The 23,879-nt window shown below is 64.7% G+C and carries 26 protein-coding genes; 12 read left to right on the top strand and 14 right to left on the bottom strand.

Annotated features, from left to right (window positions below; all coding sequences use genetic code 11):
- Nucleotides 1-3: 3 nt before the first annotated feature.
- Both KTQ36_RS05535 and KTQ36_RS05530 read left to right on the top strand, forming a co-directional pair.
- Nucleotides 4-1,218, top strand: a complete 1,215-nt coding sequence (locus KTQ36_RS05535; protein WP_218632718.1) for a toxic anion resistance protein — start codon at nucleotides 4-6, stop codon at nucleotides 1,216-1,218.
- 6 nt (nucleotides 1,219-1,224) lie between these two features.
- Nucleotides 1,225-2,016: a hypothetical protein gene (locus KTQ36_RS05530; protein WP_218632717.1), complete on the top strand. Its 792-nt coding sequence runs from the start codon at nucleotides 1,225-1,227 to the stop codon at nucleotides 2,014-2,016.
- On the opposite strand, the gene KTQ36_RS05525 is transcribed toward KTQ36_RS05530, so the two are convergent.
- The 4 genes from KTQ36_RS05525 to pgi are packed head-to-tail and all read right to left on the bottom strand — an operon-like array spanning nucleotide 2,013 to nucleotide 7,670.
- Nucleotides 2,013-3,227 (bottom strand): CaiB/BaiF CoA transferase family protein, encoded by a 1,215-nt coding sequence (locus KTQ36_RS05525; protein WP_218632716.1) that lies wholly within the window; start codon nucleotides 3,225-3,227, stop codon nucleotides 2,013-2,015. The genes KTQ36_RS05530 and KTQ36_RS05525 overlap by 4 nt on opposite strands.
- Complete coding sequence (locus KTQ36_RS05520) at nucleotides 3,224-4,810, bottom strand: phytoene desaturase family protein (RefSeq protein ID WP_218632715.1); 1,587 nt, start codon at nucleotides 4,808-4,810, stop codon at nucleotides 3,224-3,226. The genes KTQ36_RS05525 and KTQ36_RS05520 overlap by 4 nt, the downstream gene beginning before the upstream one ends.
- A complete protein-coding gene (gorA, locus tag KTQ36_RS05515) occupies nucleotides 4,810-6,147 on the bottom strand; it encodes a glutathione-disulfide reductase (protein WP_218632714.1) in 1,338 nt (445 codons plus the stop codon). Before gorA ends, KTQ36_RS05520 begins: the two co-directional genes overlap by 1 nt.
- Nucleotides 6,144-7,670, bottom strand: a complete 1,527-nt coding sequence (gene pgi, locus KTQ36_RS05510; RefSeq protein ID WP_218632713.1) for a glucose-6-phosphate isomerase — start codon at nucleotides 7,668-7,670, stop codon at nucleotides 6,144-6,146. Before pgi ends, gorA begins: the two co-directional genes overlap by 4 nt.
- Nucleotides 7,671-7,748: 78 nt before the next feature.
- On the opposite strand from pgi, the gene lepB reads away from it, so the two are divergent.
- The 3 genes from lepB to era are packed head-to-tail and all read left to right on the top strand — an operon-like array spanning nucleotide 7,749 to nucleotide 10,154.
- Entirely contained in the window at nucleotides 7,749-8,591 is an 843-nt protein-coding gene (gene lepB, locus KTQ36_RS05505) for a signal peptidase I (protein ID WP_218632712.1), read from the top strand.
- 4 nt (nucleotides 8,592-8,595) lie between these two features.
- Nucleotides 8,596-9,264, top strand: coding sequence for a ribonuclease III (rnc, locus tag KTQ36_RS05500; protein WP_218632711.1), 669 nt, complete (start codon nucleotides 8,596-8,598; stop codon nucleotides 9,262-9,264).
- Nucleotides 9,261-10,154 (top strand): GTPase Era, encoded by an 894-nt coding sequence (gene era / locus KTQ36_RS05495; RefSeq protein WP_218632710.1) that lies wholly within the window; start codon nucleotides 9,261-9,263, stop codon nucleotides 10,152-10,154. The genes rnc and era overlap by 4 nt, the downstream gene beginning before the upstream one ends.
- On the opposite strand, the gene KTQ36_RS05490 is transcribed toward era, so the two are convergent.
- Nucleotides 10,146-10,847, bottom strand: coding sequence for an NAD-dependent deacylase (locus KTQ36_RS05490; protein ID WP_218632709.1), 702 nt, complete (start codon nucleotides 10,845-10,847; stop codon nucleotides 10,146-10,148). The two genes, era and KTQ36_RS05490, sit on opposite strands and share 9 nt — an antisense overlap.
- 104 nt (nucleotides 10,848-10,951) lie before the next feature.
- Between KTQ36_RS05490 and KTQ36_RS05485 the strand changes: the two genes are divergently transcribed.
- From KTQ36_RS05485 to nth, 4 genes are read left to right on the top strand one after another with little or no spacing between them, the layout of a single operon-like run.
- Nucleotides 10,952-11,215: a hypothetical protein gene (locus KTQ36_RS05485; protein ID WP_218632708.1), complete on the top strand. Its 264-nt coding sequence runs from the start codon at nucleotides 10,952-10,954 to the stop codon at nucleotides 11,213-11,215.
- A 57-nt stretch (nucleotides 11,216-11,272) separates the two neighbouring features.
- On the top strand, nucleotides 11,273-11,668 hold the full coding sequence (locus tag KTQ36_RS05480; RefSeq protein ID WP_218632707.1) for an acyl-CoA thioesterase: 396 nt from the start codon (nucleotides 11,273-11,275) through the stop codon (nucleotides 11,666-11,668).
- Between the two features lie 22 nt (nucleotides 11,669-11,690).
- Nucleotides 11,691-12,377 carry a 4-hydroxy-tetrahydrodipicolinate reductase gene (gene dapB / locus KTQ36_RS05475; RefSeq protein ID WP_255554293.1) on the top strand — a complete coding sequence of 229 codons (687 nt, stop codon included), beginning with the start codon at nucleotides 11,691-11,693 and terminating at the stop codon, nucleotides 12,375-12,377.
- 3 nt (nucleotides 12,378-12,380) lie between these two features.
- Nucleotides 12,381-13,034, top strand: a complete 654-nt coding sequence (gene nth, locus KTQ36_RS05470) for an endonuclease III (RefSeq protein WP_218632706.1) — start codon at nucleotides 12,381-12,383, stop codon at nucleotides 13,032-13,034.
- On the opposite strand, the gene alr is transcribed toward nth, so the two are convergent.
- The 4 genes from alr to KTQ36_RS05450 form a co-directional block, all read right to left on the bottom strand.
- A complete protein-coding gene (alr, locus tag KTQ36_RS05465) occupies nucleotides 13,031-14,038 on the bottom strand; it encodes an alanine racemase (protein ID WP_218633840.1) in 1,008 nt (335 codons plus the stop codon). The genes nth and alr overlap by 4 nt on opposite strands.
- Nucleotides 14,039-14,117: 79 nt before the next feature.
- Entirely contained in the window at nucleotides 14,118-14,486 is a 369-nt protein-coding gene (locus tag KTQ36_RS05460; protein WP_218632705.1) for a GFA family protein, read from the bottom strand.
- On the bottom strand, nucleotides 14,483-15,700 hold the full coding sequence (locus tag KTQ36_RS05455; RefSeq protein ID WP_218632704.1) for a bifunctional alpha/beta hydrolase/OsmC family protein: 1,218 nt from the start codon (nucleotides 15,698-15,700) through the stop codon (nucleotides 14,483-14,485). Before KTQ36_RS05455 ends, KTQ36_RS05460 begins: the two co-directional genes overlap by 4 nt.
- Nucleotides 15,701-15,799: 99 nt before the next feature.
- The gene (locus KTQ36_RS05450; RefSeq protein WP_218632703.1) at nucleotides 15,800-16,081 is read right to left on the bottom strand and encodes a UrcA family protein; all 282 of its coding nucleotides are present in this window, start codon (nucleotides 16,079-16,081) and stop codon (nucleotides 15,800-15,802) included.
- 163 nt (nucleotides 16,082-16,244) lie between these two features.
- Between KTQ36_RS05450 and KTQ36_RS05445 the strand changes: the two genes are divergently transcribed.
- Complete coding sequence (locus tag KTQ36_RS05445; RefSeq protein ID WP_218632702.1) at nucleotides 16,245-17,138, top strand: LysR family transcriptional regulator; 894 nt, start codon at nucleotides 16,245-16,247, stop codon at nucleotides 17,136-17,138.
- Nucleotide 17,139: 1 nt separating this feature from the next.
- On the opposite strand, the gene glmS is transcribed toward KTQ36_RS05445, so the two are convergent.
- The 5 genes from glmS to phaR all read right to left on the bottom strand — a co-directional run bounded on the left by glmS (nucleotide 17,140) and on the right by phaR (nucleotide 21,948).
- Nucleotides 17,140-18,963 (bottom strand): glutamine--fructose-6-phosphate transaminase (isomerizing), encoded by a 1,824-nt coding sequence (gene glmS, locus KTQ36_RS05440; protein ID WP_218632701.1) that lies wholly within the window; start codon nucleotides 18,961-18,963, stop codon nucleotides 17,140-17,142.
- Between the two features lie 5 nt (nucleotides 18,964-18,968).
- Complete coding sequence (gene glmU, locus KTQ36_RS05435; protein ID WP_218632700.1) at nucleotides 18,969-20,303, bottom strand: bifunctional UDP-N-acetylglucosamine diphosphorylase/glucosamine-1-phosphate N-acetyltransferase GlmU; 1,335 nt, start codon at nucleotides 20,301-20,303, stop codon at nucleotides 18,969-18,971.
- A 39-nt stretch (nucleotides 20,304-20,342) separates the two neighbouring features.
- Nucleotides 20,343-20,933 carry a hypothetical protein gene (locus KTQ36_RS05430; protein ID WP_218632699.1) on the bottom strand — a complete coding sequence of 197 codons (591 nt, stop codon included), beginning with the start codon at nucleotides 20,931-20,933 and terminating at the stop codon, nucleotides 20,343-20,345.
- A gap of 68 nt (nucleotides 20,934-21,001) precedes the next feature.
- Nucleotides 21,002-21,412: a hypothetical protein gene (locus KTQ36_RS05425; protein ID WP_218632698.1), complete on the bottom strand. Its 411-nt coding sequence runs from the start codon at nucleotides 21,410-21,412 to the stop codon at nucleotides 21,002-21,004.
- Nucleotides 21,409-21,948 carry a polyhydroxyalkanoate synthesis repressor PhaR gene (phaR, locus tag KTQ36_RS05420; protein WP_218632697.1) on the bottom strand — a complete coding sequence of 180 codons (540 nt, stop codon included), beginning with the start codon at nucleotides 21,946-21,948 and terminating at the stop codon, nucleotides 21,409-21,411. Before phaR ends, KTQ36_RS05425 begins: the two co-directional genes overlap by 4 nt.
- Before the next feature lie 123 nt (nucleotides 21,949-22,071).
- On the opposite strand from phaR, the gene KTQ36_RS05415 reads away from it, so the two are divergent.
- Together KTQ36_RS05415 and KTQ36_RS05410 are read left to right on the top strand one after the other, a co-directional pair.
- Entirely contained in the window at nucleotides 22,072-23,454 is a 1,383-nt protein-coding gene (locus KTQ36_RS05415) for an amidohydrolase family protein (protein ID WP_218632696.1), read from the top strand.
- A gap of 174 nt (nucleotides 23,455-23,628) precedes the next feature.
- Nucleotides 23,629-23,877 (top strand): BufA1 family periplasmic bufferin-type metallophore, encoded by a 249-nt coding sequence (locus KTQ36_RS05410; RefSeq protein WP_255554760.1) that lies wholly within the window; start codon nucleotides 23,629-23,631, stop codon nucleotides 23,875-23,877.
- Nucleotides 23,878-23,879: the final 2 nt, after the last annotated feature.

Raw genomic sequence — 23,879 nt, 5'->3', positions numbered from 1 at the left:
TTCATGGCCACCGAAACCGAGACCACGACCGAAACCAAGACCAAGCTGACGCTGGACCCGCCTAACGTGCTCCAGCCGCTCGAGGCCGAACAGGCGGCCGGGCTCGTCCCGCTCAAGACCGAAGAGAAGACCGAGCTCGAGGGCAAGGTCGACAAGTTCATCGACGAACTGACCGCGCTCGATCCCAACAGCCCGGAATATGGCAAGAAGGTCGACCAGCTTACCGCAATGGGCCGGCGCGAGATCGCCGAGGCCGCGGGGGCCAGTTCGCGCTTTCTCGACCGCCCGGTCAAGGCGATCGACAAGGAAACCGGCATCGGCGCCGACCTCACCGAATTGCGTCGCGTGGTCGAGGATCTCGATCCGAGCGAGAACAGCAAGCGGATGTCGAAACGCAAATTCCTCGGGATCATCCCGTTCGGGCGCAAGATGGACCGTTATTTCGACAAGTATCGCTCCAGCCAGAGCCACATCAGCGCGGTGCTCGCCGCCTTGCAGAACGGCAAGGACGAGCTGCTGATGGACAACGCCTCGATCGACACCGAGCGCGCCGGGCTGTGGAAGACGATGCACAAGCTCGAGCAAATGATCCACATCTCCAAGACGCTCGATGCCCAGCTCGAGGCGAAGGCCAACGAGCTCGACGCGACCGAGCCTGCCAAAGCCAAGGCGCTGCGCGAAACCGCGCTCTTCTATACGCGCCAGCGCACGCAAGACCTGCTGACGCAGATGGCGGTCACGGTGCAGGGCTACCTGGCGCTCGATTTGGTGAAGAAGAATAATGTCGAGCTGGTGAAGGGCGTCGACCGCGCCTCAACGACCACCGTCTCGGCGCTGCGCACGGCAGTAACCGTCGCCAGCGCGATGACCAACCAGAAGCTGGTGCTCGAACAGGTCAACGCGCTCAACACGACGACCGCCGGAATGATCGACAGCACTGGCGAGATGCTCAAGACCAACACCGCGCAGATCCACGAGCAGGCGGCGAGTTCAACCATCCCGCTCGAAACGCTCCAGCGCGCATTCCAGAACATCTATGACACGATGGACACGATCGACCAGTTCAAGCTGCAGGCGCTCGGCAATATGAAGCAGACGGTCGACGTGCTCGAAAACGAGGTCGAGAAGTCGAAGGGTTACATCGCCCGCGCCGAAGGGGTCGAACAGAACAAGACCTCGCCCGAGCCCTCGCCCTTCGAAGCCATCGAAAGCCAGTAGTCTCCAATGAGCGTTTCCGACCTCACCAAGACGATCGAGCGGCACAACCTGGAAATGGACCGTGCCGTCGAGGTCGCGGCCAAGACCGACCGCACGCTTGCCCGCTACGAGCGGGTGATGGAGCGGGTCGACGCGCATGACGGCGCCGCCCGCGAGGCGCGCCGCCGCGAATATGAGCGCGTCATGGGAGGCTTTGGCGCCAAGCTCATTCGCGCCGGCATCGCCGTTGGCGCGGTCAGCATCCTGGCGATTATCCTCGGCTGGTTCTTTCCGCTCGGCATTCTCGGCTTCGTTGGCGCAGTCGGGCTGGCTATCGGCCTCGCCGCGATGGCGGCGATGTGGGGCGGGCCCAAGGTCGAGCGCCTTTCCGACCTTCCGCAGGATGTCTCCAACGCGATCATGATTGCGCGCTTCGACAGCTACCTGACCCGCAAGCGCAATCGCCTCCCGCAGGCCGCGCGCGCGGAGATCGACGCGATCCACAAGATGGTGCCCGACTTCAAGAAGAGCCTGTCACGCGTTCCCACGCTCGATCCCAACGCGCAGGAAGCCCGGCGCTTGATGAGCAAGCATTTGCCCGGCCTGATCGAGCGCTACGAGCATGTTCCCGAGGGCTTGCGCGACAGTATCGACGGTGAAGGCATGAGCGTTGACGAACGGTTGGTGGACGGCCTCAAGGCAGGGCGCAAGGCGCTGTCCGAGCTCGCCGAGACGATCGCCAAGGCGGACATGCAGGCCTTCGAAACGCAAGGCCGCTTCATCCAGTCGCGCTACGGCAAGGACGAAGAAGCGCTCTAGCCGACGACGTCCTTGTCGCGAAGCGCGGCAAGCGCATTCGCATCGAGCCAGTCAGACAAGACCTCGTCGCTATGCTCGCCAAGCGCGGGCGGCGCGAGGTCGGCGTCGGCGCGCACGCCGTCAAGACGGATCGGCGAGCCGACCATCGGCACCGGACCCAACGCCCCTGCCCCACGCTTCTGCTTGGCACCGCGATGCGTTGCCTGCGGATCGTCCAGCGCCTGCGTGATCTTGTTGATCGGCCCGGCGGGGATGCCTGCCTCGAGCAGCTTCTCAAGCCAGTATGCAGCCGGTTGGTCGGCAATCACCGCCCCCACCTTGGCGACGATCGCGTCCCGATTGGCGACGCGCGCCGCATTGGTCGCGAACCGCTCGTCCTCGGCCCATTCGGGGTGGCCGCATAAAGCGGCAAGCTTGGCGAACTGTCGGTCGTTGCCGACCGCAATCACCAACGGCTGGTCGCTCGCGGTGAAGGGCTGGTAAGGCACGATGTTTGGGTGACCGTTGCCCAGCCGCTGCGGGTCGCGGCCCGACACCATTGCGTTCGACGCCTGGTTCGCGAGCACCGCAAGCTGTGTGTCGAACAGCGCCATGTCGACATGAGCACCCTCGTCTGTCCGCTCACGCTCGTGCAGCGCGGCGAGGATCGTGCTGGCCGTGTACATGCCGGTGAAGATGTCGGCGATCGCGACCCCGACCTTCAATGGCCCACCGCCCGGCTCGCCGTCGGGCAGGCCGGTTACGCTCATCATCCCGCCCATCGCCTGGATGATATAGTCGTAGCCCGCACGGCTGGCGTACGGCCCATCCTGTCCGAACCCCGTCACCGAAGCGTAGATCAGGCGCGGATTGGCGTTGCGCAGGCTCGCCGCGTCCAGCCCGTATTTTTCCAGCCCGCCAACCCGGAAATTCTCGACCAGTACGTCGGCCTCGGCGGCCATCCGGCGCACGATGTCGGCGCCTTCCTCGCTAGAAAAATCGAGCGCCACACTCTTCTTCCCGCGGTTGGCGGCAAGGAAGTAGGCCGCGACCCGCTCGTCCCCATGCTCATGCCAGGGGGGCCCCCAGTGCCGCGTATCGTCGCCCGCGCCCGGCTGCTCGATCTTGATCACCTCGGCGCCCATGTCGGCGAGCAGCTGCGTGCACCACGGCCCCGCCAGCACGCGCGAGAGGTCGAGCACTTTCAGGCCCTTCAACGGCTGCGCGCTCATGCCACTTTCCCCAGCTTGCGTTTGTCGGCAATGACCGCCCGCGCTGCATTATGCCCGGGCGCGCCGGTTATCCCGCCCCCCGGATGCGCGCCCGACCCGCACAGATAGAGCCCGTCGAGCGGCATGCGATAATCGGCGGCACCGATCATCGGCCGTGCCGAGAAGAGCTGGTCGAGCCCCATCTTGCCATGGAAAATATCGCCGCCGACCAGCCCGAAGCGCCGTTCGAGATCGAGTGGCGAATGGATCTGGCGGTCGATGACGCTCTCGGCAAAGCCCGGCGCATAGGCGTCGACCGTCGCGATGACATGGTCGGCCGCCTGCTCGCGCAGGTCGTCCCAGGATCGGCCATTTGGAAGCTTGTAGCGGAAATGCTGGCAGAACAGGCTGGCGACATGCTTGCCTTTGGGCGCCAGCGTCGGATCGAGCGTCGAGGGCACCAGCATCTCGACCACCGGCTCGCTCGACCAGCCGTCGAGCGACGCGCTCGCATAGGCGCGGTCCATATAGTCGAGGCTCGGCGCGATGATGATGCCCGCGGTCAGGTGATCGCCCCGTCCCGGGATGGCGGTGAAATTGGGCAAGCGCGACAGCGCGACGTTCATGCGGAAAGTCGCGCTTTCGCACGACCAGTTGGCGAAATGCCGCTCGACCCGCCTTTCGACCGCACCTTCGGGCACGAGCTGGTCGAACAATAGCTTTGGATTGACCCCCGCGACGACGGTGTCGGCGTGAACGCCTTTGCCGCCGACGACCACGCCGGTCGCGCGGCCGCGATCGACGATGACTTCCTCGACCTTGCTATTGAGGACGATGTCCACGCCCGCGCCGCGCGCCGCCTTGGCCATCGCCCGCGTGATCGCGCCCATCCCGCCGATGGCATGGCCCCATGCCCCTTCGACGCCGTTCACCTCGCCGAATAAATGGTGGAGCAGCACGTAAGCCGTGCCCTGCTGGTAGGGCGAGGCGAAATTGCCGACGATGCCGTCGAAGCCGAACAGCGCCTTGGCCATTTCCCCTTCGAAATATTCGTCGAGAATGTCGCCCGCGCTGCGCGTCGCGAAGCGATGGAGCTTCGCGATCTCGTTGGTAGAGAGCCCGACCAAATCCTTGCCCAACGACAGCAGCTTGGGCAGCCCCCGAAGCCCCGCGCCTGCCTCCACCGGGCTTCGCAGCAACCATTTGCGGATGAGCGCGACGATGCCTTCCAGATCGGCGACGTAGCGGTCGTAGGCCGGACCATCGGCAGCGCAGTGACGCACCAGCTCCGACCGGGTCAGCCCGTCACGTCCCGCCAGCAGATAGTCATGCCCCTTTCCGGGGAGGAAATTATCGATCTTGCGTAGCACCACCTCCAGCCCATGGGCCTGGAGCTGCATATCGGCGATGACCTTGGGATTGAGCAGGCTGACCGTGTAGCTCGCGGCGCTGTTGCGAAATCCGGGCGAAAACTCGTCGGTGACCGCCGCGCCCCCGACCGTGCCCGCGGCTTCGTAGACGGTGACGTCGAAGCCTTTCTTGGCGAGGTAGTAGGAGCAGACGAGGCCGTTATGCCCGCCGCCGATAATGACTGCCTTGGGCATCAGCGCATCAACACCAGTTCTTCGGCCATGGTCGGGTGCAGCGCGACCGTGTCGTCGAACTGCGCTTTGGTGAGCCCCGCCTTCACCGCTATGGCTGCGGCCTGCAGGATTTCGGGCGCCTCGGGTCCGATCATGTGGATTCCGACCACCTTGTCGTTGAGCGGGTTGACGACCAGCTTGTAGAGCGAGCGTTCGTTACGGTCGGCCAGCACGTTTTTCATCGCGCGGAAGTCGGACGTGTAGGTCTTCACCTCGTTGCCGAACTTCTGACGCGCCTGGCTTTCGGTCAGGCCGACGGCCGCGATGGGCGGGTGCGAAAAGACCGCGTTGGGCACGCAGTCGTGGCTGGCCTTGCGGTCCATGCCGCCAAACTCGGTGTCGGCGAAGGCATGCCCCTCGCGGATCGCGACCGGGGTCAGCTGGATACGGTCGGTGACGTCGCCCACGGCCCAGACATTGTCGGCGCTGGTCTTCGAATAGTCGTCGACCTTGATTGCACCGTCCTCGATCTCGACGCCGGCGTCTTCAAGCCCCAGCCCCTCGATGTTGGGCTTGCGACCCGTCGCGAACAGCAGCTGGTCGACGACCATGTCATCGGCGCCATTCATGATGAGCTTGAGCGAGCCGTCTTCCTGCTTCTCAATTCTTTCGAAGGTCGTGTTGAAATGGAAAACGATGCCCTTGGTGAGCGAGAGCTGGAGCAGCCGATCACGCACTTGCTCGTCATAACCGCGCAAAATCTGGTCCGAGCGGTTGATGATGCACACGCGCGCGCCGAGCTCGTTGAAAATGCCGGCAAACTCGTTGGCGATATAGCCCCCGCCCGCAATCGCGACGCGCTTGGGCAGCTTTTCGAGGTGGAAGACTTCGTTCGAGCTGATGGCGTGTTCGATGCCCTCGATCTCGGGCATGTTCGGCCGCGCGCCGACCGCGATGAGGATCTTCTTCCCCTCGATCGTCTCGCCGGTGGACAGCTCGACCTTGCCATCGCCCTTCAGGACGCCCCTCGCCTCGAAAATGTCGACGTCGTTGTTGGCGAGCGTCTGGCGATAAAGACCCTCGAGCCGATCGACCTCGGCAAGAACATTGTCGCGCAGTGTTTCCCAGTGGAACTTGCGCTCGGGAATATCCCAGCCAAAGCGCGCCGCGTCCTCGATATCCTCGGCAAAGTGTGCGCCGTAGATCAGCAATTTCTTGGGCACGCAGCCGCGAATGACGCAAGTGCCGCCGACGCGAAATTCCTCGACGATGGCGACCTTCGCGCCGTGCCCTGCGGCAATCCGCGCCGCGCGGACGCCGCCTGAACCGGCACCGATGACGACCAGATCGTAGCTCATAGCTCGGCCTTCTCGATCAGCGCCCGGGTCGATGCGTCGAACTCGCCGCGCGCTTCGGGATCGTCGACCGCGCGCGCCATTTCCTTGCCCAGCTCGACCCCGAACTGGTCGAATGGATTGATGCCGAGGAGCGCCGCCTCGACGAAGGTGCGATGCTCGTAAAAGGCGATCAGCGCGCCGAGGGTCCGGGCATCGAGCCGGTCGAGCAGCACGGTCGCCGAAGGACGGTCGCCCGGATAGGCGCGCGCCGGATCGTCATGATCGCGCCCGGTCATCAACGCCGCGCCTTGCGCGAAGGCATTGAGCAGAAGCTGGCGATGCTGGCGCGGGTCCTGGCTGTCCTCATTCTCGGTCACCGCGACGAATTCGAGCGGGACGAGATGGCTGCCCTGGTGGAGCAGCTGGAACACGGCATGCTGCGCATCGGTCCCGACCCCGCCCCACAGGACCGCGCTGGTATTGCGCTGGAGCGGCTGCCCTTCGGCAGTCACGCTCTTGCCATTGCTCTCCATCACAAGCTGCTGGAGGTAGGGCACGAGCAGCCGCAACCGCTCGTCATAGGCGAACAGCGCGCGCGTCTCCGCGCCTCGGTTCTGCGCGTAATAGAGGTCGCTGAACGCGGCGAGCACCGGCGCATTTTCGTGCAGCGGCGCGAGCTTGAAATGCCGGTCCATCTCGGCCGCGCCTTCGAGCAGCGCTTCGTAGGCATCCCATCCCAGCGCCAGCGCGATCGACACGCCCACCGACGACCAGAGCGAATAGCGTCCGCCGACATTTTCCGAGAAAGGCAGGATGCGCGTCTCGTCGATGCCGAACCCGATCGCCTTGTCCGGGTTGGCGGTCACCGCGATGACCTGCGCCATCGGATCCTCGATTCCCGCCCCGTCGAGCCAGTCGAGCGCGCTTTCGAGATTGGACAGCGTCTCGGTGGTCGAAAACGTTTTCGAGACCGCGACGATCAGCGTGGTACCCGGATCGAGACCGATGAGCGCCTCGTCCATCGCCTCGCCGTCGATGTTGGCGACCGTGCGCAGGTCGAGCCGCGTCCCGCCACGCCCCAGCGCGTCGACGATCAATGCCGGCCCCAGCGCCGATCCGCCGATGCCGATGTGCAGTACCGCGTCGATTTCTCCGAACGCCTCGGCCTCGATCGCGTCGATCAGGCTGCGCATGCGGCCGCGAAATGCCTTGGCGAGGTCGTTATCCTCGGGCGCGCCCTCGCCGCGTTCGGCGACATGGGTGGCGCTGCGTCCCTCCGATGCGTTGACCACCTCGCCCGCGAACAGGGCGCGGCGCTTTTCCTTCAGGCCCTGCGCATCCGCGAGCGCCACGAACAGGTCGACCAGGTCCTTGTCGAGATGCGTCTTGGACCAGTCGAAACGAATGCCGGCGACGTCGGTCACCAGCTTCTCGACCCGGTCGGGTTCGGCAGCAAACAGCGCCTCGATCGGCGGTGAATCGAAATCCTCGATCGCGCTCCACGCGGCGTCGGAATCGGCTTTGGCTTTGGGTGAATCGCTCATCGCCCCCCTCTTAGCCTTGCAGGCCGCAATTGCCATCCCCGCTTGACCTTGCGCGCCCCCTGCCCGAAAGCGCCTCGAATGAACGAAGCGACGAACGAAACGCCGGTCGAACCGGAGGTCGAGACCAAGGAAAAGCCCAAGGGCTCGATCTGGCGGTTCCTGCTCGGGCTCGCCGTCTTCGCCTGGGTCCTGCGCAGCTTCATCGTCGCGCCCTTCGTCATCCCGTCGGGATCGATGCTGCCCACCATGCTCGTGGGCGATTACCTGTTCGTCGCCAAGTGGCCCTATGGCTATTCGAAATACAGCTTTCCCTTCGGCATCCCCAGCTTCGACGGCCGCGTGATGGAGAGCCTGCCAGAGCGAGGCGACATCGTCGTGTTCCGCCCCCCGGGCAAGGAAGACATGGACTATGTCAAACGCGTCATCGGCCTGCCGGGCGACCGCATCGAAGTCCGCGGCGGCCAGCTGGTGCTCAACGGCAAAAACATCGAGCGCGAACGGCTCGCCGATTTTGCGCTGCCCATGTCGCCCAACAGCGTCTGCCGCGTCATCCCGCCCGCGCAGCAGCGGATCGAGACCGACGCAGACGGCAATCGCCTGTGCCGCTACCCGGCCTATCGCGAAACGCTTCCGGGCGGCGCATCCTACGTCACGATCGACCAGACCTTCGTCCCGCCCGCGGACGAGTTCGGCCCTGTCACCGTGCCCGAAGGCTTCGTGTTCGTGATGGGCGACAATCGCGACGACAGCCTCGACAGCCGCTTCGGTCCTGCCCTTGGCGGCGTCGGCTTCGTGCCAGTCGACAATCTCGTCGGGAAGGCGATGTTCAATTTCTGGTCGACCGACGGCAGCGCCAATTATTTCCTGCCCTGGACCTGGTTCACCTCGCTCCGCGGGAGCCGCATCGGCGTGGGCTACTAGCCCGATGAATCGCGACGCGAAGCAGTTCGCCGAAAGCCTGTTCGGCATCACGATCGAAGACCCGACCTTGTTCGAACGCGCGCTGACCCATGGCAGCCGCCAGGACGATGCCAATTACCAGCGGCTCGAATTTCTCGGCGACCGCGTCCTCGGGCTGATCGTCGCCCAATGGCTCTACGAGCGATTCCCGCGCGAGCCGGAGGGCAAGATGAACCGCCGACTGTCCACGCTTGTCGCGCGCGAAACCTGCGCCGAGGTCGGGCGCGCGATCGGTCTGCCTAACCATATCCGTCTCTCCAAGCAGGCGCGCGAGGCCCGCGCCGAACTGTCCGACAATGTCGTCGGCGACGTGGTCGAAGCGCTTCTGGGTGCGCTCTATCTCACCGAGGGGCTCGCGACCTGCGACGCATTCGTGCGCGCACACTGGAAGGACCTGCTCGAGACCCAGCGCAGTGCTCCCGTCCACCCCAAGAATGCGCTGCAGGAAATGGCCGCGGCCATGCGGATCGGCACCCCGCGCTACGAACTGGTCAGCCGCTCGGGCCCCCACCATGCCCCGTCCTTCGTCGTCAGGGTCACCCTAGCGGGTGATCGCGAGGCCGAAGGCGAAGGCACCACCAAGCAGGAAGCCGAAAGCGCCGCTGCCGCCACACTATTAGGACAATTGAAATGACCAAGACTTGCGGCCTCGTCGCGATCCTCGGCGCGCCCAATGCGGGCAAGTCGACCCTCGTCAATGCGCTGGTCGGCCAGAAGGTCGCGATCGTCAGCCCCAAGGCGCAGACCACCCGCACCCGCCTGATGGGGATCGCCATCCATGGCGAGGCGCAAATCCTGCTGCTCGACACGCCGGGCATCTTCGCGCCTGGCCGCCGGCTCGACCGCGCGATGGTGAAGGCCGCCTGGGAAGGCGCCGAAGACGCCGATCGCCTCGTCGTGATGATCGATGCCTCGACTGGCATGAACAAGAAGGCGCGGATGCTGGTCGAGGGGCTGGAAGGCCGCAAGGAGCCCAAGATCCTCGTCTTCAATAAAGTCGATATCGCCAACAAGGCGGAGCTGCTGGCGCTCGCGCAGGAACTGACCACGACGCTTGATCCTGAGCAGGTCTTCATGATTTCGGCCAAGAATGGCGACAGCGTGATGGACCTCAAGGAACATCTCGCCGCCGTGATGCCCGAAGGACCGTGGCACTTCCCCGAGGACCAGCTGTCGGACGCTACAGACCGCATGATCGCCGCCGAACTGACCCGCGAACAACTCTACACGCAGCTCCACCAGGAACTGCCATATGCGAGCGCAGTGGTCACCGAGAAGTGGGAAGAACGCAAGGACGGCTCGACCTCGATCCACCAGCAGATCCGCATCGCCCGCGACAGCCAGAAGGGCATCGTGCTGGGCAAGGGCGGGCAGAAACTCAAGTCGATTGGCGAGGCCGCGCGCAAGGAGATCGAGGAACATCTCGGCCGCCGTGTCCATCTCTTCCTCCACGTGAAGGTCGATCCCAAGTGGGACGAAGATCGCGAGATTTACGAGGAAGTCGGGCTCGACTGGTCAGCCTAGGACTTCGTCGACCCAAGCGGGCACCAGCTCGCTGGCCGGCCCCATCCGGCTTTCGTCGAAGAAGATGCTTCCCTGGCTGGGGTCGAGGTTGAGCTCGAGCGTTCGCGCGCCGCGGTAGCGCGCGGTCTGGACGAAGCCGGCGGCGGGGTAGACCGCACCCGACGTCCCGATCGACACGAACAGGTCGGCGTCCATCAACGCCTGCTCGATCGCGTCCATGCCGTAGGGCATTTCGCCGAACCAGACGATGTCGGGGCGCAACGCAGCCTCGCCGCATTCGGGGCATGATGGCTCCTCAAGCAATGCCGCCGGGCTCGCGGTGCGAGTATCGCATTCAAGGCACCAGGCGCTGTTAAGCTCGCCATGCATGTGAAGCACGCGATTCGCCCCTGCCCGCTCGTGAAGATCATCGACATTCTGCGTAACGATCAGCAGCTCGCCGTCCCATCCCGCGTCGAGCCGCGCGAGCGCCTCGTGCGCCGCATTGGGCTCGACCGTCGCCAAGTTGGCCCGTCGCGCGTCGTAAAATCGCTGGACCAGTGCAGGGTCGCGCGAAAAGGCTTCGGGCGTGGCGACATCCTCGACCCGGTGCCCTTCCCAAAGCCCTTCGGGGCCGCGAAACGTCGCCAATCCGCTTTCCGCGCTGATCCCGGCGCCGGTAAGAATGACGATGTTCGAGATGTCGCTGGCCATGCCATCCTGTCGCCTGCGAGATGCCGCAACGCAAGCTGTTGTTCGCCGCGCGTAACGATGTTAGTCCCGCCTTGCTCGGTCCCACAACCCAAGGGTTGTCTCACATGTGGACCAAAATTTTCCTCTCCCTTCTGGCGATCGCTCCCGACCCCGCGGCGGGCGACGAGCGCGACGACACCGTCGAGTTCGAATGCCCCGATGATTTGACCGGCCAGCCCGATCTCATCGTGCGCAAGTGTCGCGAGGCGCTGGCCATTCCGGCAACCGGCGCATCGGGCAAGACGATCATCATCCTGCCGGTCGCTGCCGCCGCCGCTGCCGGCGTCGCGCTGGCAGGGCTGAAATCGGATCCGCCGGTCAGCCGCTGAAGACCGGGAACGCTGTCATACTGTTGACATCAATGTCAGTTATGTCATGATCGCATCATGGGTAGCGCGTATCATCATACGATCGGCATTAGCGAAGGCGACATCGACCATATGGGTCATGTCAACAACGCCGTGTACCTCAAATGGGTGCAGGATGCGGTCGTTCGCTACTGGGAGAGCCTTGCCCCGCCCGAGGCGGTGGCCAAGCACCTGTGGGTCGCGCTTAAGCACGAGATCAGCTACCGCCGCCCGACCTTTCTCGAGGACGATGTCGTCGCCGACGTGATCGCCGACAAGATGAAGGGCGCGCGCGTCTTCTTCACGACCGTGATCAAGCGCGGCGACCAGGTGGTTGCCGAGGCGAAGAGCGTCTGGTGCTGCCTCGACGCGGCGAGCCAGCGTCCTGCCCGCCTCGCCCGTGACGTGGCAAAGAAGTTCTTGCCGGACCTCTAGCCGCTGGGCCATCAAGGCCCTCATGAACATCGAACTCTTCGCACCCGACGGCCGCATGGGCCGTGCCATCGCCGATGCTGCCAAGGACGAAGGCGATCTTGCCGTCGTGGACAGCGGCGGCGACGTGCTGATCGACTTCTCTTCGCCCGAGGGCCTTCGCGCCAGCATCAGCCGCGCGCTCGACGCCGGGCAGGCGCTGCTGGTCGGCACGACGGGGCTCGATGAAGGACATGAATCCATGATGCGCGAGGCGGCGGGCGACATCCCCCTGCTTTACGCCCCCAATACGTCGGTGGGCGTCGCACTCCTTTCCGACCTCGTCGAACGCGCTGCCAGGGTGCTGGGACGCGAAGACTGGGACATCGAGATCGTCGAGGCGCATCACAAGCATAAGGCCGACGCCCCTTCCGGCACCGCGCTCCATCTCGGCCTCGCAGCAGAACGGGGCCGCGACGAGGACGCGCTCGACGATATGGGACGCTGCGGCAAGGACCTGCGCCGCGAAGTTGGCTCGATCGGCTATAGCGCGGTGCGCGGCGGGACCGTGGCGGGCGACCATGACGTGATGTTCCTGGGCCCCGAAGAACGGCTCATTCTCTCGCATCGCGCCGAGAGCCGCGCCATCTTCGCTCGCGGCGCCATCGCCGCCGCTCGCTTCCTCGCCAGCCAGAAGCCCGGCCTCTATTCGATGAAAGATGTCATCGGTTAGTCCATGAAAAAGGACGACATTTTCGAATTCTACTCGCGGCTCGCGGAGGACAATCCCAACCCCGAGACCGAGCTGGAATATGGCAATCCCTACCAGCTGGTCGTCGCGGTCGCGCTCTCGGCGCAGGCCACCGATGTTGGCGTCAACAAGGCCACGCGCGCGCTGTTCGACAAGGTGAAGACGCCCGAACAGATGCTCGCGCTGGGCGAGGACGGGCTCAAGGAGCACATCAAGACGATCGGCCTGTTCAACCAGAAGGCCAAGAACGTAATCAAGGCCGCGCAGATCCTGGTCAACGATTATGACGGCGAGGTGCCGCAGGACCGCGACGCACTCGAACGGCTGCCCGGCGTCGGGCGCAAGACCGCCAACGTCGTCCTCAACTGCGCCTTCGGGCAGGAAACCTTCGCGGTCGACACCCACATTTTTCGCGTCGGCAACCGCACCGGCCTTGCGCGCGGCAAGACTCCGCTCGCGGTCGAGAAAAAGCTCGATAAGGTCACGCCCCAACCCTTCAGGCTCGGCGCGCATCACTGGCTGATCCTTCACGGTCGCTACACGTGCAAGGCGCGCACGCCCGAGTGCTGGCGATGCGTCGTCGCCGACTTGTGCGCCTACAAAAAGAAATCCCCCGCGCCCAAGCGCAAGAAAGCCTAGCGCCACACCCGCTCGAAGCGGCTGCCGAGCCCGGTCAGCACCTCGTATTGCGACAGCCCCGCCTGCCGCGCGACTTGCTCGAGATCGAAATCGAGCGCCATCCAGTCGCCCTCGCGCCAGTCGGGCATGCGCGAAACATCGACCGCGACGAGGTCCATCGAGACCCGCCCGACCAGCGGCAGCAGCGTGGCGCCCACGCGCGCATGCCCCTGCCCCGTCAGGTTGCGCCAGTATCCGTCGGCATAGCCGATGTTGAGGATCGCGGCCGGCATGTCGCGCTCTGCGGTGAACTTCGCGCCATAGCCGATCGCCTCGCCCGCCTTGAGCGTCCTGAGCTGCAAGATTTGCGCCTCGGGTGTCACCACGCCGGTGATATTACAACGCGCCTCCTCGCGCGGAATTCCGCCATAAAGCGCCAGCCCCGGGCGCGTCAGGTCGAACCCGTATTCGTCACCAAGGAAAATCCCCGCGCTATTCGCCAGCGAGTAGCGCTTCGCCGGGACCCGCTCACGCACAGCGCGAAAGCGCTCCAGCTGCTTCCCGTTGAGCGGATGGTCCTCGTCCGCGCAGGCCAAATGGCTGTGCAGCGTGTCGATTGTCAGCCCGTCGAGCGCATCGAGCTCGTCCAGCGACAGGCCAAGCCGGTTCATGCCGGTATCGACCATCACGTCGCAGGGGCGATCCGCAAAGGCGATCCGCCAGCGCTGCACTTGCGCCGCGCTGCACAGGACGGGTCGCGCCTCGCTCCCCGCCGCCGCCGCACCGTCGTCGGGGCCTAGACCATGCAGCACCGCGAGCGAAGCACCCTCCGGCACCTCCCCAAGCGCCTTGGCCTCGGCCCAGGTCGACACGAAGAAATCGCGGCAACCCGCCTCGTAGAGATGCGCCATCACCTCGCGCGCGCCGAGCCCGTATCCGTCCGCCTTGATCGCCGCCCCGGCGGGCGCGCCGCCACGGTCGTTCAGCCAGCGCCAGTTGGACTGGAGCGCGCTCTTGTTGAGCATCAGGCGGAGCGGTCGATGGGTCACGCGCTCAGGACTAGCCAGCGCCAGCCTCGTCGTCGAGCGAAGCCTTCGAACAACTTCAAGAATCTTCCCCCGGAAGTTTCTTGAATGCTGTTTCCCAGTTCTTTCCGTCGAACGGTGTCACGCGCAGCTCGACCTCCTCGCCGAGGCAATTGGCGTTGACGCTCCACGCCTCGGGATGGCTGCGCGGCTGGTAGAAACTCTTCACCCCGCAATGCTTGCAGAAGAGATGGTTCGCTGCGCCCGTGCCGAAGCGATAGCTGGTCAGCGAATCCTCGCCCTTGAGCAGCGTAAACTCCTCATGCGGCACCATCAGGTGCAGGAAGCCCGTGCGTGCGCACATCGAGCAGTTGCACTTGAGCACCTCGAACGGTGGCTCGCCCGCAAATTCGTAGCGCACCGCCCCGCAATGGCATCCCCCCTTCATTTGACCTCCGTCGTGTGGATGTGAAGCTCGCTTTCGAGCGTCCGGTGAACCGGGCACTTGTCGGCAATCTCGAGCAATTTCGCGCGCTCTTCGTCGCTCAACTCGCCCTCCAGCTCGATCGCGCGATCGATCGCCTGGATCTGCTTGCCATTCTCGAAATCGCAATCGGCGCAATCCTTGGCGTGGTCGCGGCTATGCTCCAGCTCGATGCGCACCTTGTCGAGCTTCATCCCCTTGCGGTCGGCATACATTTTCATGGTCATCGACGTGCAGGTGCCGAGCGAGGCGAGCAGCAGGTCGTAGGGCGTCGGCCCGTCATCCTCCCCGCCATAGCTTTTGGGTTCGTCGGCGATGAAGTCGTGAGTGCCCGTCATCACATGCTGCGCGAATTTGCCGCCAGCCGTCGTCACGCGCACCACGCCCTCGAGCGGGCGCTCCTCCTCTTCCACGCGATCGCCCTCGGCATAGCGCGAGCCCCACGCCGCGATCAGGTCGGCGGCATAATGGGCGTTTTCGTCATCGGTGAGCAAATGACTGGCGCCATCGAGCGCGATGAAGCTCTTGGGGTGGCGCGCCGTCTCGTAGATCGTGCGCGCATGCTCGACCGAGACGATTTCGTCGGTCGGCGAATGGAGAATGAGCAGCGGTTTGCCAAGGTTGCGGATCGCATCTTCCTGCCGTTGCCCGCGCGTATCCTCGATGAAGTCCTTCTTGATGCAGAAATCGCGCCCCGCGAGTTTGACGACCGCCTCGCCTTCGACCTCGATCTCCTCAATACTGTCTCCCAAGTGCGTGAGCACGTGATCGGTGTCCGACGGCGCGCCGATCGTCGCCACCGCGCGCACCGTCTCGCACTGGCCCGCGGCCGCAATCACCGCCGCGCCGCCCAGGCTGTGCCCGATCAGCAGCGAGGGCGCGTGCCCGTCGGCCTCGAGCGCATTCGCTGCAGCCTCGAGATCGGCGACCTGGCTGGCAAAACCCGACAGGTCGCCCGCCGAGCCGCCCAGGCCGACAAAGTCGAAGCGCAATACCATTATGCCCTGCGCCGCCAGCGCGCGCGTGATGAAAGTCGCCGCGCGACTGTCCTTCCCGCACGTGAAGCAATGCGCGAAAATGGCGACCGCGCGCGGGGTGCCGTAACGCGGCTTTTCGAGACGTCCGTCGAGCGTCATCCCGCCGGCACCGGTAAATCGATATGGTTCGGTCGTGATCATCGCCGCCCTCCTTGCCTCTACATACGCATGGCGGCGGCGATAGTTACGAACAAGGGCCGCCGCCCGTCTTGGGCAGCGACCCTCGGCGCGGGTTCGTGATCAGCGAGCGGCGTCGACGAGCCGCGACTGGGCGGCGTGGCGCTGAACCGCGGTCATCACGGTCTCACGGCATTCGCGCACCGCCTTCTTGCCCTTAAGGTCGAATGCGGACGCATCGCCGCATTCCTTCTCGGCGAGACGGGCGGCGCGGTCGTAGAGCGCGGCGCGGCCCTCGGGCGTCGACAGGTCATAGCCTGCGGTCGGCACGATGACGGTAACGGGTTCGGCAAACGCCGGGGTGGCAAAGGCCAATGCGGCGGCGGTCAGGAAAGTCTTGGTCATGGTTCGTCCCTCTTCGGTTCTTGGGGTGGACGCGGAGCAGGTCCGGCGTCTCGACGAACCTCTCAATAGGCGCACATTTTCGCCCCCGGCAGCCACAAGAACGCGCTTTCATTCTGCAAATTTGCAGAAGCTATCGCGCATCGCTTAGGCTATGCTCACACCCATGTTCGACTGGAACGACGTCAAATATTTCCTCGCGGTTGCCGACGAAGGCAGCACGCTCAAGGCGGCACGCCTGCTGGGCGCGAACCAGACCACCGTGGCGCGTCGCGTGTCCGCGCTCGAGGCGGCGCTGGGCCTCGAACTCTTTGAAAAGCGGCAGTCAGGCTATCGCCTGTCCTCGGCGGGACAGGACCTGCTCGAAAAGGCCCGCGCGACGGCGAAGGCTGCGGCGGCGGTCGAGGCCGAGGCCAATGCGGCGACGCGCGAAGTCGCCGGCGTCGTCCGCCTGACCACCAACGAGACTTACGCTGAAATCGTGCTGCCGCCGCTGCTCGCCAAGTTCAGGCGCCAATATCCCGACGTTCGCATCGAGGTCGATCACAGCCAGACCAATCGCGATCTCGCCAAGGGCGAGGCCGATGTCGCGCTTCGATTCACCAAGGACCCCAAGGGCGACGCGCTGGTTGTCCGACACCTCTTTGACGATGCCTGGACCTGCTACTGCAGCGAGGAGTATGCCGCCGAGCATGGGCGCCCCAAAACGCTCAAGCAATTGGCGGGGCACCATTTTATCTCCGGGGGCGGCGCCTCTATCGAGGGGATCTTCGACGCCTGGCTCGAGAAATACGCGCCGGGCGTCGAACCCGACCTGCATTACGATACGCTGACCGGCATGATTTCGGCGGCGCGCGCCGGGCTTGGCATCACCTTCATCTCGACGATGACGGCTTCACATTTTCCCGACCTCGTGCAGCTCTTCCCGCCCCACCCGCGCGGCTACCGCACCTGGCTGATCACGCACGACCGTATCCGCCGCCAACCGCACATCAAGGCGGTCATGACGGGGCTGGGAGACCTGTTGATCGAGCGCGCGAAGGAAACCGGCGCGGCCTAGCCTATTCGACCGTTACCGACTTGGCGAGGTTGCGCGGCTGGTCGACGTCGGTGCCCTTGGCAACCGCGACGTGATAGGCAAGCAGCTGCACCGGGACGGCATAGACGATCGGCTGGATCAGCGGATGCGCCTCGGGCATCTCGATCGTCGCCATGCAGCCTTCGCCGGCCTCCGCGATGCCTTTCGCGTCGGAGATGAGGATGATCTTGCCACCGCGCGCGGCGACTTCCTGCATATTGCTGACCGTCTTCTCGAACAGCGGTCCCGAGGGCGCGAGCACGATCACCGGCACCTTGTCGTCGATCAGTGCGATCGGCCCGTGCTTCATCTCGCCCGAGGCGTAGCCTTCGGCGTGGATGTAGCTGATTTCCTTGAGCTTGAGCGCGCCTTCCATCGCCAGCGGATAGTCCTGCCCGCGACCGAGATAGAGCACATCGCGCGCCGGGGCGACGAGGTGCGCCATTGAGGCGATATCCTCGTCATGATCGAGCGCCTGGTTGAGCGTTTCGGGCACTTCGCGAAGATGCGCGACCAGGTCGGCCTCCTCCTCTTCGCTCATCTTCCCCTTGGCACGCGCGAGATTGGCGGCGAACGCGGCGAGCACGGCAAGCTGGCAAGTGAAGGCCTTGGTCGAGGCGACACCGATTTCGGGGCCGGCATGCGTCGGCAGAACGATGTCCGCCTCGCGCGCCATGGTCGACGTCGGAACGTTGATGACGGCCGCGATGACCTGCTTCTGCTCCTTGGCATAAGCCAGAGCCGCGAGCGTGTCGGCGGTTTCGCCCGACTGAGAGATGAAGAGCGCGAGCCCGCCATCTTCCATCACCGGATCGCGATAGCGGAATTCGGAGGCGACATCGATGTCGACCGGCACGCGCGCGAACTGCTCGATCCAGTATTTGGCGACCATCCCGGCGTAGAAGCTGGTCCCACACGCGACGATCGTCACGCGATTGACCCCGGCGAGATCGAGATCGATATCGGGCAAGGCGATCTTGCCCTCGAACGGGCGAACGTAGCTTTGAAGGGTCTGGGCGACCACGATCGGCTGTTCGAAGATTTCCTTCTGCATGTAGTGGCGATAATTGCCCTTTTCGACCGCCGCGGCGCTGGCGCCCGAATTGACGATCTCGCGCTCGACGCGCTCATTGTCCTTGTCGTAAATCTCGACGGCATCGGGGGTCAGCACAACCCAGTCGCCATCATCGAGATAGGCGATGCGCTGCGACAGCGGCGCAAGCGCGATCGCGTCCGACCCGAGATAATTCTCGCCTTCGCCAAAACCGACCGTGAGCGGCGAGCCGTGGCGCGCACCGATGATCAGATCGGGATGGTCGAGGAACAGGAACGCCATGCCGAACGCGCCCTGCAGGCGGCTGAGGACAGCGGCGACCGCATCGCGCGGCGATTTGCCCGCCTGGATCTCGCGGTCGACCAAGTGGCCGACCACTTCGCTGTCCGTATCGCTCTGGAACTCGCGCCCCTCAGCGGCGAGCTCTTCGCGCAACGGCTTGAAATTCTCGATGATGCCGTTGTGGATGATCGCGACCTTGCCGACGATGTGCGGGTGCGCATTCTTTTCGACCGGCGCACCATGGGTCGCCCAGCGCGTATGCGCGATCCCGATGTCGCCCGACAGCGGCTTGGCGTCGAGCTCGGCACGCAAATTGTTGAGCTTGCCCTCGGCCCGGCGACGGTCGAATCCGTCCTCGGTCAGCGTGCAGATGCCCGCGCTGTCATAACCGCGATATTCGAGCCGCTTGAGCCCGTCGAACAGACGTTCGGCGACCGGTTCCTTGCCGACAATCCCGACGATCCCACACATGTACGCTACTCTTTCTTCATCTTCTCGCGGAACTTGGCGGCCCAGCCGGCCAGTCCGCGCTGATCGCCGCGCGCAACGCCCAGCGAATCTTCGTCCACATTTTTCGTAATGACGCTGCCCGCGCCAACGATGGCACCTTTACCGATCGTGACCGGCGCGACAAGCGAGCTGTTCGATCCGATGAAGGCGCCTTCGCCAATCTCGGTCTTGTATTTGCCAAAACCGTCATAGTTGCAGGTGATCGTGCCCGCGCCGATATTCGCGCCGGCACCCACCGTCGCATCGCCCAGATAGGTCAGGTGATTGGCCTTCGCCCCCTCGCCCAGCGTCGCCTTCTTCATCTCGACGAAATTGCCGACCTTGGAGCCGGTCTCCATCACCGCACCGGGGCGCAGGCGCGCATAGGGTCCGACTTCGCAGCCCTCGCCGACGCTCGCCCCCTCGAGGTGCGAGAAGGCACGAATGCGGCTGCCCGCTCCCACGCTCACGCCCGGGCCGAAGACGACGTTGGGCTCGACGATGACGTCGGGCGCCAGCTTGGTGTCATGGCTGAAGAAGACGCTCGCAGGATCGCGCAAGGTCACCCCCGCCGCCATCGCATCCTCGCGCGCCAGCTGCTGGAACTGCGCTTCGGCCTCGGCCAGCTCGATGCGGCTGTTGATGCCCGTCGTCTCGACAGGATCCGCCTCCACCGCCACCGGCGTGCGCCCGTCCTTCTGCGCCAGCATCACGACGTCGGGCAGATAATACTCGCCTGCGGCATTGTCGTTCCCGACACGGTCGAGCCAGCCCCACAACGAAGCGCTCTCGACCGCCATCATGCCCGAATTGCACAGACGGCAGGCACGCTCGGCCTCGTTGGCGTCCTTATATTCGACCATCTTGGCGATGCGGTCGCCTTCGCCCAGGATGACGCGGCCATAGGCCTTGGGGTCTTCGGGCGAAGATGCCAGCACCACCACGCCCGGCGCATCGCGCTCGCCCAGGCGCGCGACCATCGTCTCGAGCGTCTTGCGCCCCACGAACGGCACATCGCCGTACAGCACCACGATCGGCCCGGAATAATCGGCCAGCGCATCGCGCGCCATCAGCACCGCGTGCCCCGTGCCCTTCTGCTCTTCCTGCACCGCGATCGCGACATCGCGATCCGCCAGCGCGCCCTCGACCTGCTCGCGCGACTGGCCGACCACGACCACATTACGCGCCGAACCCATCGCCTCGACCGTATCGAGCAGATGCATCAGCATCGGCTTGTCGGCGATCGGGTGGAGCACCTTGTGGGTGCGCGACTTCATGCGGGAACCCTGCCCCGCGGCGAGGATGACGACTGCAAAACTCATGCGCGCGCTGTCTCCCGACACCTAACGCATGTCAAGCGTTCAGCTCTTCTTGGGCGGCGTTTTGCGGGCCGTGCTCTTCTTCGGCGCAGCCTTTTTCGCAACGGGCTTCTTGGCAGCGGGCTTCTTCGCCGTCGCGCGCGCCGTCTTGGCGGTCGCCTTCGCAACCGCGACCTTCTTCGCAGTCGTCGCCGCCTTCTTGGTCGCGACCTTCTTCTTGGCAGGCGCCTTCTTGGTCGCCGCCTTCTTCTTGGGCGCAGCCTTCTTCGCGGCGGGCTTCTTCTTCGCTGCCGGTTTCTTCTTGGCAGGCGCATCGTCCTCGTCGAGCCAGTCGCCCGACATGAAGCGCTGCGCCGCATCGGCCACCGCCTCGGCAATCGCACCGCCCAGCGTCGCCGCATTTTCCGCGGCCGCCTGCGTCGCCTTGCTCATCTGGTCGGCAGCATCGCTGCTAGCTTTCTTGACCTTGGCGCGCGCCTTGGGGCTGGCCGCAATCATTGCCGCTGCCGCCGCGAGCCCGGCCGCAAGCATTTCCTTGCTGACCCGCGAGCCCATCAGATTGTCCGCCGCCTTGCTGGCGGTCGTTTTCTTGGCAGTGCTTTTGCGCGTCGTGGTTTTCTTCGCCTTCGCCATCACCCGGCTCCCTGTTCGATTACTCCTGTCAGGATAGGACCAATACGCTGGCGAAATGTTCCCGAAATTCAGCTTCGGCAGGCCTCGATCACGCGCGCGACCTCGGCATGGTTGGGGACGATCACCGGCGCCGCGCCCTCGGGCATGAGCAGGATGCGTCCGCGCGAATAGGCCATCCAGTCACCCAGCGGGTCGCGCACATGGAGCGGCGCGGGATGCTCGACCCAGCGGTCGCCATAGGTGGTCGAGACGAGCAGCCGCGTCGGCAGCGGCGCAAGCGGCTGCGCAGGATCGCTCACCGCCAGCCGCAGCACCTTGTTCGAACGATAGCAGGACAGGTCGACCAGGTTGCCGAAGCGCGCCGAGACGACACTCCCCTGCTCGACGATCCGCCACTGGCCGTTGGCGGTCGGCACGCCGCTCGCCGTCTCCAGCATCGGCACCTGCTGCACCAGCAATGACAGCGCGGCGAGGATCAAAGCTTGTCGACCTTTGCCTTGAGCGCCGCCAACTCGGCCTTGAGCGCTTCGACGTCATCGCCCTCGCTCGCCTTGGCCGCTTTCGACGCGCCGCTGCCGCCCGAGAAGGCGGAGGCTGCCGACTGGAACATTTGCATGTTCTTCTTGGCCATTTCGGTGAAGGCGTTGGGGTCGAACGCACCCGCGCCCATCGCCCCGCTCATCGCCGCCTGCTGCTTCTTGAACGCGTCCATCGCGGCTTCGAGATAGTTGGGCACCGCGCCCTGCATGTTGCCACCGTACATGGAGATGATCTGGCGCAGGAAAGATACGGGCAGCATGCCCGCCCCGCCGGCCTCTTCCTCGACGATGATCTGGGTCAGCACCTGGTGGGTAATGTCGTCGCCCGACTTGGCATCCAAGACCTCGACATCGCGCCCCTCGCGGATCATCCCGGCGAGCGTGTCGAGCGTGATGTAAGCCGACCGTTCGGTGTCATAGAGACGGCGATTGGCGTATTTCTTGATGACGACCTTGTCGCCCTTGTCCTTACCCATGGAGGGCTCCCTCAAAACGCGGTTGTCCATCGTTAGCACCCGCCCATGCCGCACCGCAACATTGACTTATGTTGCGCAACATGGGTGCAGCATTATGGTGGTGGTGACAGCAGGGGAATCCAGATGATCGGACTCGTCACACTTGCACTGGCGGGCACCGCGCCAGACCTCGTCATCCGCAACGCGCGTATCGTCGACGTCGACAGCGGCACCCACGTCATGGGCCATGTCGCAATCGACGCCGGCAAGATCGTGTCGGTCGGCGACACGGCCTCGGACACCGATGGCGAAACGACCATCGTCGAGGCCGGCGGACGCTATCTCATTCCCGGCCTGTGGGACACGCACGTTCACTCGGTCACCAACTGGAGCTGGCACGCGCCTGCCTTCCTCGCTTATGGCATCACGAGCGTCCGCAACCTGCACACCAGCGAGGCCGAGGGCTACGCGCTGATCCGCGACATCAAGGCGCAGGGCGAGCGCGGCGAGGCACCCCGCATAATCGCCAACGGCTTCATCGTTGGCGGCGAAGAGTCTGAGTGGGGCGGCATGATCAAGGTGCTCGACGCCGAGGATGCGCGCGCGGCGGTCGATGCCCACATCGAAAATGGCATGGATCTCATCAAGGTCTATCATAGCATGCGGGCCGAACAGTATCGCGCACTGATCGCATATGCCGACGAGCGAGGGCTCCCGGTCGACGGACATCTGCCTGGAGACATCAAGACGCAAGAAGCGGTGAAACTGGGCCAGCGCACGATCGAGCATGGCATCGAAATGTCTCATGGCTGCAGCGATTGGGATAAAGCGGATGCGCTGGTCGCCGCCGCGGAGCGACCTGAAGTCGATGGCCCCTCCGGACCCATCGAATTCGCGATCATGAGCCGCGCCGACAATGCGAGCCGGAACGAGGAACGCTGCGCAGCCGTCGCGGAATTGATGGCTGAGCACGGAACGGTTTCAGTCCCCACCATCGTCAATACGGCGTCCCGGATGGCACTAACCGCAATGGCCACACAAGGTCAGGAGAACTCGCTTCCCCGCCCTCTATACGAGCGTTGGATGGAAATGGCCGCCAGTCCGTTGGGACGCGCCGTGAGCGAATTGAGCGCTTCCGAACTCCAGTATTATGGACGCAACATCGACTACTTTCGAGACGCCGGAGTCACCGTCCTTGCGGGGACGGACGTCGGCAATCCCTTCATTGCTCCGGGTGCCTCCTTGATACGCGAACTCGAGTATCTGACCGAATTCGGGATGACGCCGCGAGAGGCCCTCGCCTCCGCGACGACGGAGCCTGCGCGCGTGTTCGAGATTGAGGGCCTCGGCTGCATCGCCGCCGGCTGTATTGCCGACCTGGTCCTCCTCGACCACGATCCGCTCGCCGAAATCTCGAACGTCCGCTCGATCGCGGGCGTCGTCCATTCCGGGACCTACAAGCCCAAGGCCGAACTCGACGCGGCGCTTGCCGCCGCGCTCGATAAAGAAAATTCCAAGGGCCAGTAACCTTCTACCACCCTCTCCCGAACCAGTGGGCAGTGGCGGGCCGATGCTCCCCACGACGTAAATAGGGAGAACATCATGAAGACAGTATCCACGCTTGGTGCCGCGACGGCGCTGCTCGCGCTCGCCGCCTGTAGCGACAGCGGCACGACCGAAACGGCTGCGGAAGATACCGCCATGGCCGGTGAACCGGTCGACGCCGAACTCGCCGAAGCCGCCGCCGATGGCGAAATGGAAAAATGCTACGGCGTCAGCCTCGCGGGCAAGAATGATTGCGCCGCCGGTCCCGGCACCAGCTGCGCGGGCACCTCGACCGTCGATTACCAGGGCAATGCCTGGAAATATGTCCCGACGGGCGAATGCGAAGACATGGGCGGCAAGCTCGAGGCCTTTGACGGCGTCGGCAGCCCGGCCGACCAAGCCTAGGC

The sequence above is a fragment of the Sphingomicrobium clamense genome, assembly GCF_019264355.1.
Lineage (GTDB): Bacteria > Pseudomonadota > Alphaproteobacteria > Sphingomonadales > Sphingomonadaceae > Sphingomicrobium > Sphingomicrobium clamense.
The sequence above is the reverse complement of the archived record's forward strand: the minus strand, read 5'-3'. Positions and strand labels throughout refer to the sequence as shown.

Excerpts from the sequence above, each read along its gene's own strand:
- KTQ36_RS05525 (WP_218632716.1), bottom strand. The coding sequence starts at position 3,227 with ATGAGCGCGCAGCCGTTGAAGGGCCTGAAAGTGCTCGACCTCTCGCGC.
- KTQ36_RS05415 (WP_218632696.1), top strand. The coding sequence starts at position 22,072 with ATGATCGGACTCGTCACACTTGCACTGGCGGGCACCGCGCCAGACCTC.
- KTQ36_RS05485 (WP_218632708.1), top strand. The coding sequence starts at position 10,952 with ATGTGGACCAAAATTTTCCTCTCCCTTCTGGCGATCGCTCCCGACCCC.
- KTQ36_RS05450 (WP_218632703.1), bottom strand. The coding sequence starts at position 16,081 with ATGACCAAGACTTTCCTGACCGCCGCCGCATTGGCCTTTGCCACCCCG.
- pgi (WP_218632713.1), bottom strand. The coding sequence starts at position 7,670 with ATGAGCGATTCACCCAAAGCCAAAGCCGATTCCGACGCCGCGTGGAGC.
- KTQ36_RS05410 (WP_255554760.1), top strand. The coding sequence starts at position 23,629 with ATGGCCGGTGAACCGGTCGACGCCGAACTCGCCGAAGCCGCCGCCGAT.
- KTQ36_RS05455 (WP_218632704.1), bottom strand. The coding sequence starts at position 15,700 with ATGATCACGACCGAACCATATCGATTTACCGGTGCCGGCGGGATGACG.
- era (WP_218632710.1), top strand. The coding sequence starts at position 9,261 with ATGACCAAGACTTGCGGCCTCGTCGCGATCCTCGGCGCGCCCAATGCG.
- KTQ36_RS05430 (WP_218632699.1), bottom strand. The coding sequence starts at position 20,933 with ATGGCGAAGGCGAAGAAAACCACGACGCGCAAAAGCACTGCCAAGAAA.
- KTQ36_RS05530 (WP_218632717.1), top strand. The coding sequence starts at position 1,225 with ATGAGCGTTTCCGACCTCACCAAGACGATCGAGCGGCACAACCTGGAA.
- KTQ36_RS05490 (WP_218632709.1), bottom strand. The coding sequence starts at position 10,847 with ATGGCCAGCGACATCTCGAACATCGTCATTCTTACCGGCGCCGGGATC.
- gorA (WP_218632714.1), bottom strand. The coding sequence starts at position 6,147 with ATGAGCTACGATCTGGTCGTCATCGGTGCCGGTTCAGGCGGCGTCCGC.
- alr (WP_218633840.1), bottom strand. The coding sequence starts at position 14,038 with ATGCTCAACAAGAGCGCGCTCCAGTCCAACTGGCGCTGGCTGAACGAC.
- glmU (WP_218632700.1), bottom strand. The coding sequence starts at position 20,303 with ATGAGTTTTGCAGTCGTCATCCTCGCCGCGGGGCAGGGTTCCCGCATG.
- lepB (WP_218632712.1), top strand. The coding sequence starts at position 7,749 with ATGAACGAAGCGACGAACGAAACGCCGGTCGAACCGGAGGTCGAGACC.
- phaR (WP_218632697.1), bottom strand. The coding sequence starts at position 21,948 with ATGGGTAAGGACAAGGGCGACAAGGTCGTCATCAAGAAATACGCCAAT.
- KTQ36_RS05535 (WP_218632718.1), top strand. The coding sequence starts at position 4 with ATGGCCACCGAAACCGAGACCACGACCGAAACCAAGACCAAGCTGACG.
- KTQ36_RS05520 (WP_218632715.1), bottom strand. The coding sequence starts at position 4,810 with ATGCCCAAGGCAGTCATTATCGGCGGCGGGCATAACGGCCTCGTCTGC.
- rnc (WP_218632711.1), top strand. The coding sequence starts at position 8,596 with ATGAATCGCGACGCGAAGCAGTTCGCCGAAAGCCTGTTCGGCATCACG.
- KTQ36_RS05460 (WP_218632705.1), bottom strand. The coding sequence starts at position 14,486 with ATGAAGGGGGGATGCCATTGCGGGGCGGTGCGCTACGAATTTGCGGGC.
- KTQ36_RS05480 (WP_218632707.1), top strand. The coding sequence starts at position 11,273 with ATGGGTAGCGCGTATCATCATACGATCGGCATTAGCGAAGGCGACATC.
- KTQ36_RS05445 (WP_218632702.1), top strand. The coding sequence starts at position 16,245 with ATGTTCGACTGGAACGACGTCAAATATTTCCTCGCGGTTGCCGACGAA.
- nth (WP_218632706.1), top strand. The coding sequence starts at position 12,381 with ATGAAAAAGGACGACATTTTCGAATTCTACTCGCGGCTCGCGGAGGAC.
- dapB (WP_255554293.1), top strand. The coding sequence starts at position 11,691 with ATGAACATCGAACTCTTCGCACCCGACGGCCGCATGGGCCGTGCCATC.
- glmS (WP_218632701.1), bottom strand. The coding sequence starts at position 18,963 with ATGTGTGGGATCGTCGGGATTGTCGGCAAGGAACCGGTCGCCGAACGT.